General features: G+C 45.4%; 14 protein-coding genes. 6 read left to right on the plus strand and 8 right to left on the minus strand.

Annotation, left to right across the window (positions count from 1 at the left end; genetic code table 11):
- Positions 1-50 precede the first annotated feature (50 nt).
- The 6 genes from MHB71_RS15670 (at position 51) to MHB71_RS15695 (ending at position 5,005) form a co-directional block, all read left to right on the plus strand.
- A complete protein-coding gene (locus tag MHB71_RS15670; RefSeq protein WP_340026876.1) occupies positions 51-1,682 on the plus strand; it encodes a thiamine pyrophosphate-binding protein in 1,632 nt (543 codons plus the stop codon).
- A gap of 12 nt (positions 1,683-1,694) precedes the next feature.
- The gene (locus tag MHB71_RS15675) at positions 1,695-2,063 is read left to right on the plus strand and encodes a carboxymuconolactone decarboxylase family protein (protein ID WP_017689521.1); all 369 of its coding nucleotides are present in this window, start codon (positions 1,695-1,697) and stop codon (positions 2,061-2,063) included.
- 186 nt (positions 2,064-2,249) lie between these two features.
- Entirely contained in the window at positions 2,250-2,600 is a 351-nt protein-coding gene (locus tag MHB71_RS15680; protein ID WP_340026877.1) for a hypothetical protein, read from the plus strand.
- 54 nt (positions 2,601-2,654) lie between these two features.
- Positions 2,655-3,647 carry a 3-oxoacyl-[acyl-carrier-protein] synthase III C-terminal domain-containing protein gene (locus MHB71_RS15685; protein ID WP_340026878.1) on the plus strand — a complete coding sequence of 331 codons (993 nt, stop codon included), beginning with the start codon at positions 2,655-2,657 and terminating at the stop codon, positions 3,645-3,647.
- Between the two features lie 297 nt (positions 3,648-3,944).
- Complete coding sequence (locus MHB71_RS15690; RefSeq protein WP_340026879.1) at positions 3,945-4,790, plus strand: YrpD family protein; 846 nt, start codon at positions 3,945-3,947, stop codon at positions 4,788-4,790.
- Positions 4,787-5,005, plus strand: coding sequence for a hypothetical protein (locus MHB71_RS15695; protein WP_340026881.1), 219 nt, complete (start codon positions 4,787-4,789; stop codon positions 5,003-5,005). The genes MHB71_RS15690 and MHB71_RS15695 overlap by 4 nt, the downstream gene beginning before the upstream one ends.
- A gap of 145 nt (positions 5,006-5,150) precedes the next feature.
- Here the strand turns inward: MHB71_RS15695 and MHB71_RS15700 are convergent, their stop codons facing one another.
- The 8 genes from MHB71_RS15700 to MHB71_RS15735 all read right to left on the minus strand — a co-directional run bounded on the left by MHB71_RS15700 (position 5,151) and on the right by MHB71_RS15735 (position 12,488).
- Entirely contained in the window at positions 5,151-5,459 is a 309-nt protein-coding gene (locus MHB71_RS15700) for a hypothetical protein (RefSeq protein ID WP_076252340.1), read from the minus strand.
- Between the two features lie 192 nt (positions 5,460-5,651).
- Positions 5,652-6,221: a manganese catalase family protein gene (locus tag MHB71_RS15705; protein WP_076252342.1), complete on the minus strand. Its 570-nt coding sequence runs from the start codon at positions 6,219-6,221 to the stop codon at positions 5,652-5,654.
- Positions 6,222-6,323: 102 nt separating this feature from the next.
- Positions 6,324-6,599, minus strand: a complete 276-nt coding sequence (locus tag MHB71_RS15710) for a spore coat protein CotJB (RefSeq protein ID WP_036609910.1) — start codon at positions 6,597-6,599, stop codon at positions 6,324-6,326.
- A complete protein-coding gene (locus MHB71_RS15715; protein WP_036609912.1) occupies positions 6,589-6,828 on the minus strand; it encodes a spore coat associated protein CotJA in 240 nt (79 codons plus the stop codon). The genes MHB71_RS15710 and MHB71_RS15715 overlap by 11 nt, the downstream gene beginning before the upstream one ends.
- Before the next feature lie 278 nt (positions 6,829-7,106).
- A complete protein-coding gene (locus MHB71_RS15720; RefSeq protein ID WP_340026882.1) occupies positions 7,107-8,459 on the minus strand; it encodes a hemolysin family protein in 1,353 nt (450 codons plus the stop codon).
- A gap of 46 nt (positions 8,460-8,505) precedes the next feature.
- Complete coding sequence (yfkAB, locus tag MHB71_RS15725) at positions 8,506-9,642, minus strand: radical SAM/CxCxxxxC motif protein YfkAB (RefSeq protein ID WP_340026883.1); 1,137 nt, start codon at positions 9,640-9,642, stop codon at positions 8,506-8,508.
- Positions 9,643-9,862: 220 nt separating this feature from the next.
- Entirely contained in the window at positions 9,863-10,984 is a 1,122-nt protein-coding gene (locus MHB71_RS15730; RefSeq protein WP_036669909.1) for an HD-GYP domain-containing protein, read from the minus strand.
- A 73-nt stretch (positions 10,985-11,057) separates the two neighbouring features.
- A complete protein-coding gene (locus MHB71_RS15735; protein ID WP_340026885.1) occupies positions 11,058-12,488 on the minus strand; it encodes a 5'-nucleotidase C-terminal domain-containing protein in 1,431 nt (476 codons plus the stop codon).
- Positions 12,489-12,529: the final 41 nt, after the last annotated feature.

Consider the following 12,529-nt stretch of genomic DNA (forward strand, 5'->3'; position numbering starts at 1 on the left):
GAATATGCGTATGGTTCTAATAACCTATTTCATGAAGCGAGGTGTCCCGCATGAGAACAGTTGCGGACTATTTGGCAGAAACTCTGCGTAATCTAGGCGTTACTCATGTCTTTGGTATTATTGGTAAATCCATCTGTCCTGCTGTACTGAAAATGGTGGATTACGGATTAGAGTTCATTCCAGGCCGTCATGAATCCAGCTCAGGTTTTGCCGCATCCGGTTATGCATTACAGACAGGTAAACTCGGCGTTGCCTTTGCCACATCCGGCCCAGGCGGAACCAATCTGCTTACTGCAGCAGCTCATGCAAAGGCCAACAATCTGCCTGTACTGTTTATTACGGGTCATCAATCCATTCAGGAACTGGGGCTCCCCCAGTGTCAGGATTCTACTTCTTATCTGGCTGATCTGGCCGAAATGTTCAGGCCTGCTACGCTATTCAGCAAACTGGTTGAGCGTGGAGATCACTTCGGCACACTGCTGAATCATGCCCTTTCCATTGCACTCGGCCCTAATAAAGGCCCTGTTCACCTCTGTATTCCTTTTGACGTACAGACCGAATTGTTATCCCAATGCCGGATTGTCATTCCCGAACCGGAACCTCTGCTTAGCGTATCTAATCTGAATCGCATTTTTCCTCTCATTCAACAATCCAACCGCCCTTTAATTATTGCTGGTAAAGGTGTAAGTCGCGCCAGAGCCCATGATGAATTGCTTCAATTGGCCGAATCGTTCAACATTCCCGTCATTACTACTCCTGGTGGAAAAGGAGCGATTGCGTGGGACCATCCCTTGTACCATGGACCTTGTGGTGTTGGAGGTTTCCCGCATGCAGACGACATGTTGAACCAAAGTGACCTTTATATCGTACTCGGTTCACGTCTAAGTGACATGACCCTCTGCAATCTGAAGCCTGAACATCACCCGGCACACCTCATTCAATTTGACGCTGATCCTACATTTGTAGGCAAGATTCTGAGCGCTCAAACCTTACATATCACCGGTGATTTGAAGGACAACCTGCAATATTGGCTGGGCACATTAGAAGACCTCCCTACTCCTGTGAGAACCACGGCACCCATGGATTACACTGTCCCTTTACCAGATATCCCCCAACTGTCTCTGGCTTCTGTGCTAGATGGAATGAGCGATCTGCTTCCGTACGATCATAAGCTGTTTGTTGATGATGGCAGCCATGGATTTCATGCAGTTCAGCGATATAAAGTCAAGAAACCAGGCAGCTTTGTGTTTGACGCTTACTTTGCCTGCATGGGGAACGCCATTGGTATGGCGATAGGTGCAAAGGCAGCTTCACCTGAAGAGACCGTTATATGTATCACCGGGGATGGATGTTTCATGATGCTGGGGACGGAGATCAATACCGCGGTATGCAACAATCTGAACGTCATTTTCATTGTCGTTAACAACAAACAACTGGACATGGCACTCAAAGGAATGGAAAAAACAACAGGCAGAATTGATGGCACATTATATGAAGTTCCTATGGATGCTGCCAAATTTGCCGAATCTCTCGGTGCGGTTGCGTTTCGAGCAGAAACTCTTGCTGAATTCTCATCTGCGTTGAACACAGCCCAGACGTTGAATCGGGTAACTGTTATTGAGCTTCTGACCGATCGAGATGAAATTCCACCCACAGCTCACCGCACCGTAAATTTGAATTAGGAGGAGCATATCATGAGTGAACATGTAGCTCAGGGACTAGACCGTTTCGCGAAACTATCTGGTGAGTACGGTGCAAGAGCCCTCGCCCCCATCAAAGAACATTTTCCCGAATTGTCGGAATTTATTATGGGGACGGCGTACGGGGATATTTTTCAGCGCACCACGATTACAGATCAATGGAAGGAAGTTGCTATCATCTCTTCGTTGATCACCCAAGGACAGTATGAACAACTGGGAGTTCATTACACAATGGCGCTGAGCGTGGGAGTGACGGTGGATCAGCTCAAGGGAATATTGCTACATCTGGCACCCTGTGTGGGTGCTCCACGCATTATAAGTGCATTTAATATTTTGCTTGCCACCTTGGACGAAATACAGTAATTCACTTTTCTACATTTTTATACACGATTCGACTTTTTTATTGATCTTTTTACATTCCTACCTTTATAATATGGTTAAATTATCCTTCGAACCAGCTCGCATCTTAGAAGCTTTCGGCAGAGGCCCAATGGGCTGTGTATCCACTAACAGGATAGCCTTAACTCATTTAAAGGAGAGAGATCAAGCATGGGAAATTTCATTCTGAAGACTGACGTTCCAAACAAGGTGTTAAACATTGAACTGGAGGGTTCTTTCTCTCAAGAAGACGGTTTGCGTTCCATCTCGGCCTATCAGGATACGATCGCTTCTATTAACACGAAGGAGTATGACCTGAACATCGATTGCAAAAAGTTGAATGTTACTGCTCCGGAGATTGTTCCTCTTCTGGAAGGCTGCCTTCAATTGTTCAAAAAAGATGAATATAAAAAAGTTGTGTTGACCCTCGAGAACAACGCGATTCTAAAAATGCAATTGTCCCGGCTCGGCCGGTCAGTCGGTCTGGACAATCTCGAAATCATATCTATCGTTACCACTTAATAAACCAGGCGGACAAGCTGTGAATTCACCCTTCCGCTCAAGAGGAGAATGAAGATGGCCGGAATTCGTATTGTAGATATCGATATCTATCATCCAGCAACCAAGGTGCACAATGATTTTTATATTGAACATTTTGATGCAAGAGGTGTCGATATTCGTGGATTGTTACAGGCACTTGGTCGTGATACACGTTATAAAATTGACAACGATGACGAAAATTCACTAAGCATGGCCTTTGAGGCAGCCAGTAACTTACTGGAGAAAACCGGACTCACCGGTGCAGATATTGATCTGATTGCTTATGCAAGCCAAACGCCAGAATACATCTTTCCTACGAATTCCCTGATGATTCATCGCCTGATTAACGGAGCTTCTCACACGATCTGTATTGACAGTAACGCGAACTGTGCAGGCATGACCGCTGCTTTCGAACAGGTTAGCCGGCAGATGCTGGGCAATCCTCGAATTCGCCGGGCATTAATCATCGGCTCAGATTACGTAGCTCCTCACGCCAGTCCCGATGATCCCGTATACTTCGCCAATTTCGGTGATGCAGCAGCGGCGGTTATTGTAGAGCGGGATGAACATGCTGTCGGTTTCATTGATTCCATCTATCAGACGGATACCTGTGTGTATGGTAATTCTCTTTTTCCTGCAGAAGGCTTGGCGAAATTGGGCAAAACGGGTGTAGATGCGGGTGCCTTTCATGTGAAATTCATCCCATTTGATGATTCCATCTGTGTGGATGCCGCTTCCGAGTCCATTCGTACGTTGTTGGCACGTAACGAAATTGGACCAGACGAGATCAAAGCCGCCTGCTTCTCCCAACTATCCATTAGTAACATTCGGGCTGTATCCGAGAACGTCGGCATTGGTGACGATATTGCCGTCTATATCGGAGATGAGTTCGGATACACCTCAACCAGCAGTCCATTCATCGCATTACACCGAGCGGTTACAACCGGTCAGATTCAGCGTGGTGACAAAGTTCTGTTCTGGACCGTTGGAGCCGGATGGCAAAATGTTGCCATGGTGGTTGAATATTAGGTATACACTTCAAAATCCAATAAAACCATCTCTGGTACCACTACTGGAGATGGTTTTTTGTTTCTACATTTTCCACCTATAACGTTCATTGAAAATTTATTACCTTTCATTGTGAAAATAGTCACTTACATATTATTACACAAAAACTATGATTTAGAAGTAATTAAAACCCATAAAAGGAGATGTTTATGTTCAAATGCTATCTATTATCATGAGTTGCTGCTGCATTAAACGGAGTTAGACATTGCATTGGTAATTATTCAACACACATTCCATTTAAGAGAGGGAGTTTTTAGATTGAAGATAAGAAAATCGCTAACTTCTTTATTATCCTTAGCTTTGTTATTAACTCCATTAAATCTTGTATTCGCAGATGGTAATATGGACACGATCACCATGAACAATGAACTTAAAAAAAGGATCGAAGTCAACATCGATTCATCAATCACGGGAAATGAGCGAGAAGTAATTGCTGACGTGATGGCCCGGCTTGACGAAGAAGATCGAGGAAATGTCATCTATGTCGCAGAAGACGGTGCCATTTACTCTAACAAGACGGAACTCAAAGAGACGACAGAAGTATATGATCTGGTTGAGAACAACATCTATCAAAGTGCATCCGGAAAAGAACTTATCGGTCCTGGAATATCCACGAATGATTTTTCAGCATCTGCCGTTAAAGATGATACACAAATTTCGCCCACTGCCGAAGTGCCTAATCCAAGCGGAGGTTCCGGTCCTTATCGAAGAGTTTTCTCAAATAATGGATATAACTGGTTAAGTACTTATGTAACCATTCCAGGTGCCCCATACGTAAAAGGTAATGTTTCGACGGATGTTCCTTATGTATACCTGGGAGGCTGGGGATCTAACGGAAATGGGATAGATGCAGGTTTGCAATACAGCACAGCGTTTGATAACTGGTCACCTACGACGTTGGCCAACGGAGCCATGGTACCTAGCAATACGCGCTATCGATCAGGTCAGGATATTTATATGAAATTTTATGTGACGAATCCCAATGAATGTACGTTGGCTGTATCAGGAATCACGACAACTGGCGAACAACTAACAACGACGATTGTAAGAAGCGGAGTAAGCGGCTGGGATAAAAGTGGCACTGGGATGAGAGTAAAAAGTTGACCACTATCGGCCAAAAACCCGAGAACATGAATACAGGATCAACCATTAAAAATGTGCGCTGGCACGATATTACTATAGGATATTATTCAGGAAGCAATCTCATCTATAATAACTGGGGCAGTGGACAAACCGGAGGGTATCACTCTGTACCTTCCAGTAAAGTAAGTGTAAATTATATTAGCCCTGGTGAAGAAACAGTCAGCATACAACTTTAGTTATCCATTGAATTCGGGGAAAATCTAAAGAGAAAAGTAGCAGTTCCAAGATTATTCAATCTTCGGAACTGCTACTTTTTTTAAATAAAAATTTTAAAACGTTGTTATACGAACTTTACCTGTAAGTTTAATCTACGATTTCTGATTATCTATAAACGGTCCCTTCGTATCTTGCAGCAACTGTTCCATTCACAGTATTATAACTAACCAACACCAAGGTTCCAACATAACCGTCACTCGTCTGATAATTCGTAAGATATTGCGGTACTCCAGAACCTACAGCGTAATAATTCACTACAGATACAAATCTGCTTTCAAGCTTAGCAGCTACTACGTTTGATACACTTGCACTAGTATTCGGTTGAATATTTGCCGCAGACACGCCTGCACTTGAAATGGAAGTGGTCAGAATAAAGGAACATGCAGTCAACATAAGAACTTTACTAAGTCTCAAAATGATCATCTCCTAAATAGAATTTTTAACTACTATTTCATTGTATAGTATTCGAGTGTATTTTACAACAATATTTGTAAATTATATAATTATATGTAATTTTATTTTAAAATTAATCCTTTCATAATATGATCCTTTCATACAAAAAGGCAGCCCTTATGGACTGCCAGACTTCTGCCTTATACCAAACGTTCAAAATATCTTCTTCGTATCCCGATCGTCTTTCAGAATCTCCACGGCCTCCCGGAAACGTAAGGAATGCACAATCTCCCGTTCCCGCAGAAACTTCAGACTATCCTGCAGATCCACGTCATCGGTCAGGTCAATCAACCATTGATATGTAGCCCTGGCTTTCTCTTCTGCTGCAATGTCCTCGTACAAATCTGCGATCGGGTCACCCTTTGAAGCGATATAAGCTGCTGTAAATGGTACTCCTGATGAATTCGTATAAAACAAGGCAGAGTCACGCTGCGCATAGTTCGGCCCAAGTCCCGCTTCTTGCAACTGTTCTACCGAAGCGTCCTTTGTCAGCTTATAGATCATGGTGGCAATCATTTCGAGATGAGCGAATTCCTCAGTTCCTATATCTGTCAATAGCCCGATAATTTTGTCCGGAATCGTATATCGCTGGTTCAAATACCGCAGTGCCGCCGCGAGTTCCCCATCCGCTCCTCCGTATTGCTCCGCCAGCAATTTCGCCATATGAGGATCACATTTACTAACCCTTACGGGGTATTGCAGTTTTTTCTCATACACCCACATGCCAGACGCCTCCCTCTATGTTATCAAAAAATGCCCCTTCTTCAGCCCCCGAGCTTCCCGAACTTTATAGTCTTGCAAGGAAACCCGAGGCTGCTGCTGTTGTCACACTTGCCATGGCCAAGGTGTCTGAGACCATTCCCACGGATACTTGGAGAAGGCATGCCCAAAGTTCATCAACGGTCCGTACAACTGCTGAAATTCATGGGCTACCCGCATTCGCTCCTGGCTGAACTTGTTGTACTGCTCAATGCTTTGGAAGTCTCCCGGATGGGTGTCCAGGTACAGATTCAGTTCCACTAACACGAAATCCAGCGCCTGAAGTTCTTCAAGCAATTCGTAGTATTTAGCGTCACAGGGTTTCGGCACTTCAGGTTCCATCCACTTCCACCTTCCTTCCCTTTGATCTAGCTGGTGTATAAGGGCTGTATAATGCAGGCCATAAGGTTCCCAATCTCAACGCTTCTGCCGGGCTGTACTGCGGCCAGCCCATGGGCTGAAATGGAATAAATAACTGCGGAGGTACCAGATACGTCCGAATCGCTACCGGCGGACAAGGATCAAACGGCCCCACAAAAGGGGCGTAAGCACGAAGCTGCGGATCTTTCACAAAACAACGCCTCCTTATTACATCGTTGGTGCATATTGAATAACACTGAGTTCTTTCCCGCTTCCCGTCTCTATATCCATATGACGCTGTCCCCGAAGTTAATCCGAAATTCGTTTCAACTATGTGCAGAATTTCTCCAAATTCTTCTTTAAAATAAAAAAAGACCTTCGGTTCGTTCCCCTTTCAGGTAACGTCCAAAGGTCTTACATCCTGGCAGATCTTCGTAATCTGCATCATTTCATACTTTTGCTCGTCTTATCTTACTCCTGCAACGAGTTCTATTCTGCTGGATTTTCTTCCGAATTCATGTCTTGAGGGACAGATTTCTTGTACACTCGAACCCGGGTAATTCGCAAACGAGTGGACTCCTCCACTTCAAAGACGTATCCATTCAGCTCCCGAGTTTTGCCCTTGGCTGGACTACCTCCAAGCTCTTTAAACAGCCATCCGCCAATGGTATCCACTTCTTCATCCTCAATGATGGCTCCGGTCCACTTATGAACTTCTTCAATAAGCGAACGACCATCAACGGAAAATGAATCTCCACTCCGTTCCATATGCGGACGCTCGTCCTCAAACTCGTCATACAAGTCTCCAACGATCTCTTCCAGAATTTCTTCCGCAGTTAACAATCCAGCTGTGCCACCATATTCATCCACAACCAGCGTCATCTGTGAATGTTTCTTCTGCATGAGACGCAGCACATGGCTGATTTCCATCGATTCAGGAACGTTTAAGATTGGACGGACAAGTGAAGCCAGATCATGTTGTTGCTCCGGTTTAGCCAGCAACAGATCGGTGATGTGTATAAATCCAATGATCTCATCCTTGTCTTCTACTGCTACGGGATACCGGGAATGTTTGGTTGCATTAATAATCTCCAGGTTCTCTTCCAAAGACATATGTGTGTACAGACAATCCATGTCTGTACGTGGCAGCATCACTTCACGTGCCAGCATATCGGAGAAATCAAAGATGTTGTCCATCAGTTTGATCTCATCTTTATCGATGACACCACTTTTGGCACTCTGCTTCATCAGAATACGAAGTTCATCTTCCGAGTGAGCTTCGCCTTCACTGGCAGGTTCGATACCCGCCAGACGCAGCAATGCATTGGCCGATACATTCAGTACCCAGATGAACGGGAAAAAGATTTTGTAGAACAACAGCAAGGGCGCAGATAAAAACAATGCCACTCCGTCTGTTTTTTGAATTGCCAACGATTTAGGTGCAAGCTCACCCAGCACAATATGCAGAAACGTAATGATACAAAAACCGATAATGACCGACACGGTCGAAATAAGCCCTGTATCTCCTACACCAAGTTTAAACATGAGTGGCTCAACGAGCAATTCGGAGATGGCCGGTTCTCCCAGCCACCCGAGTCCAAGCGATGTCAGCGTAATCCCGAACTGAGTTGCCGATAGATAGGAATCCAGTTTACTATTCACCTTCAGTGCATAACCCGCCATACGATTTCCTTCACTCTGCAATTGAGTTAAGCGTGTCTGCCTTACTTTCACAAGCGAAAATTCCGCTGCGACAAATACGCCATTCAAAAATACGAGCAAAAAGACACAGACCAGATTAAATACCAGCTGCCCAAGATGAAATTCGGTATGAATATCCAAGTTGAAACTCCCCTTTTCTATCTATTTCAGGAATACACCTGGAATATCAACGTGTGATTGCCTTTCTCGATTTGAAATCCACACCCTTGTAATACATATCTGCCACCAGCAGGTTTGGTCCGCAACAGGATGCGATATCGCAATGGCAATTGACCGTTTGATTCAACGGATGTTCAGCTGACCATTCATGGAACACATCATCCAGTTTACGATCACGAATGTTGCCAAACGCCGGGATGTCCGCAAAATCCGTCACATATACATTGCCCGTAAACATGTTGACGTTAACGCGATTGCGTCCGTCCGGATCATTACGCACCGTCACATTTGGTTCGCTGTATAGTCGATTGATCAGTTCTCGATCCTGCTCTGCAGCACTGCACGCGAAGAATGGAAGAGTACCAAAGAGCATCCACATATCTTTGTCACGTGCATCAAGCAAACGATGTATCGCTGCTCTCATATGGTCCAGTGATAACACGGGCAACGACGAAGCAAAGTTCGAATTATACATTGGATGCACTTCGTGACGAACACAGCCCATCTCACGAATCAATTGATGAATACCATCCAGCTTGTCGTGTGTACGGAAGTTAATCATGGACTCGGCAGAGATAAACATGCCTGCTTCACTTAATTTGCGGGAATTTTCAATCATTTTCTCATACATCTTCACCGCGACTTCACGTTTCACAGTTCTGCCACTATTCGCAAATCCGACTTGATGGAAATCGTCAGCATTCAGGTAGTTGAATGAGATATGCATAACGTCCAGATACGGCAAAAGTTGCTCATATCGGCTGATATCCAGCGTTAAATTCGAATTGATCTGGGAACGAATTCCACGTTCCTTGGCATATTTGAGCAGCGGGATGATCATCTCATCTACTGTTTTCTGGCTAAAGCTTGGCTCGCCACCCGTCAGACTAATCGTCTGCAGATGCTCCACTTCATCCAATCGTTTCAGCATCAGCGGTAATGGAAGAGCCGGCGCTTCACGCATCGTAAGCATATCTCCTACGGCACAGTGCTCACACCGCATGTTGCACAGATGTGTCACAGTCATTTCTACACTGGTCAACACATGGCGTCCATATGTACGCAGAGAGCCAATCGGATCCCACGGATCATTCGTCGGAGATAAAGGCATCGGTTGTACCGATCCTGAGTTTAGCATGGTCATTGTTCTTCACCTTATTCCTTTTATTAACCTAAAAAGTTTTATTTACATCATACCTTGTGTTTCTCTTTTTGGAGTTATCTTTTATCATAGCACAATTTTGAATGCTCCGGCATACGTAGACCCTGTCCATTACATGACAAAAAACACTCAGGTAACTCCGGGCCGAATCACGAAACGGCCCCGATATTACGACATGAGCGCTAATCATTTCTAAGCTTGTTCAGCTTTCCAACCGTTCACTTTGGGCAGATGAAGGTGTATCCTCCAGACCCTCTACACCTGTGATCATCACAGACAGTGCTGTAGACAGGTTAATTTCGTAGGGCGAAGATAAGGTCTGGCCGTCGGCATCCTTGAGCACCCGGATAAGTGGACGTTGAGGAACACGTGGATGAATCGCTGCGACCACCCCAACCTCTCCCGTACTGAGCGTGACCGATAGACCCACGGGGTAGATCGCTACACAATCCCTGAATCTCTCCAGCATTCGTTGTTCATAAAGTGTTCCTGAGCCCGTATACAGCACCTCTACGGCCTGATGTGGCAGCAAGGCTTGCTTGTAGACTCGATTCGTTGTCATGGCATCATACGAATCAGCAAGCGCAATCCACTTGGCATACTCATGAATCTCTTTATCCTTCAGCCCAAAGGGATATCCGCTGCCATCAATTCGCTCATGGTGCTGCAATGCACAATGTGCAGATAGAAGCGGTATACCTGGTTCGTCTTTGAGAATACGATGTCCATATGTAGTGTGCTGCTGAATGATTTTAAATTCCTCGTCACTTAATCTGGAAGGCTTATGCAGAATTTCTGGTGCAATCTGTGTCTTGCCAATATCATGCAATAAGGCACCCAGACCAATCTCCATTAATTGCTGGCGTGTGTAACCCGAAGCGACACCAAGAACCAGTGTATACACACATACATTCAGCGAATGATTATACAGGTCAAAATCACTGGAGTTCATGTCCATCAGCATAATCATGGCTTCCTTCTGACTGCCGATGTCTTCCAGAATCGCATTCATCACACCACTAAGCGCTTTACCGAAATGAGGAATCCGATTCTTCGTTTTCATTCCCGACATGCTCTGAAATTGCTGTTTGATCTCTACCAGTGCCTTCCTTCGGGTCTCTTCCTGCAACATTTCAGGAACAATGATGTCCTCTGTCGCAGCATCTTTAATATACACATAACCGACTCCGAGATCCTTAAGGCGTCCAATCAATCGACTGGTTAGCTCTACATCCTCACTAAGTAATACAAGGCCTTCTTCACTATAAATACGTTTCCCCAGCTTCATGCCAGGCTGCAATAAGTTTATATGTACTAAACGCACAGCCTATCCTCTCCCGCTCCGTAGATGTAATTACCACTAGCCGCCGCTTCAGCAGAAGGCGAGCACTTTAAATTTAGCTTTGATGCCAGCGGGCTCGCAGGCTGTCGTCCAGAGCCCCTGGTCGTTTTATTTCCGTTTCCAGCAAATCTCGTATGAATTCCGGAAGATGATAGAGCGTACGGGTTCCATGAGCAAGAGGAGGATACCCCACATTGAACGTAAACATGTCCAGTGTTCCAACGATATACTCACATTGTTCGTCCATAGGCTCTCCATTGATGGATATGGCCTGGATCTTCTCATAGGCTGGCGCATCTGGATTGTATTGAACTTCCATTCCGTCCATACATAACGTGCCTAGAATATGACCACGAAAACCAAATCCCACAATGGGCTTACCTGAAAACTCGTCCAACAAGGACTGCTCAAGTGCTTCACGAATATGACTTCCACTCAAGCATATTGTACAAGCATTTATAGGAGATGGACATAGGGAATGCAACATTCCTTTTGTAATATTACCTTGTGGAAGCTCTCCGAGAAGCTGACCAGCATTCACCAGAGACAGCTGTGCCCCCGTGAAATGACGAACAGCTTGTGCAAGCAAGGTAGCAAACGAGGATTCCCGGTCATACGCGATGGGCAGCACCCGATCCGTTATCACTGCCGTCTGATTGAGTGTCCTTTCAGCCTCCGTACGATTCGTAGCGATTGCCAGTGCGACCTGATCATCCAGTAATATACTCTTGGCAGCCATACAACCGCTACTTACCAGTTGGAGAGGTTCTCCCACACTTGTTCGTTCCAGAATCACTTTCCCAAGCCATTGGCCAAATTTCCCAGCTGCACCCAGCACGGTCTGACCAATGACTAAAGGTTCTTCGAGAACATGATGGGTATGTCCACCGAGAATAACATCAATTCCAGTAATCTGCTCTGCCAGTCTCCGATCTGTCGAAAGCCCCAGATGTGAAAGAATAACCACCACATCCACTTCATCACGTAATGCTTCCACTTGAGCTCTTAATGACTCCACAGGGTCCAGAACATCCCACCCGAGCAATTCGTAGAACGTGGTAAAAGGGGCCGTTGCCCCCAGCAGACCAACGCGAAATGGACCTTTCTCCACAATCAGAGAAGGTTTCATCCACACTGGCGCAAGTCCAGTATCTTGCTCCACAACATTGCTGCATACCACAGGACACAGAAGTCCAGCGTAGGACTGTGAGAGCTGATCTGGCGTAAAGGTTAGTCCTTCGTTGTTACCGATTGTAATGGCATCGTAGCCCGTCAGGTTAATAACATCAACATTAGCCGTCCCCAGCGTCCCTTCTGTCTCAACGGCCATCCGGTCCATATGATCGCCGATATCCAATACAAGGAAGTTGCCACCTTGGTCACGTTCCTCATTGATCATAGCGGCGATGGTGCTCATGGAGCCGAAGTGGCTATGAATGTCGTTGGTGTGCAGAATCGTTAACGTTTGCTTCTCCCTGGTGCTCATCACACCGCCTCCCCTGCTCTTCAATAAACGTTCATTCTTCT

Source organism: Paenibacillus sp. FSL H7-0940, from assembly GCF_037979415.1.
Lineage (GTDB): Bacteria > Bacillota > Bacilli > Paenibacillales > Paenibacillaceae > Paenibacillus > Paenibacillus amylolyticus.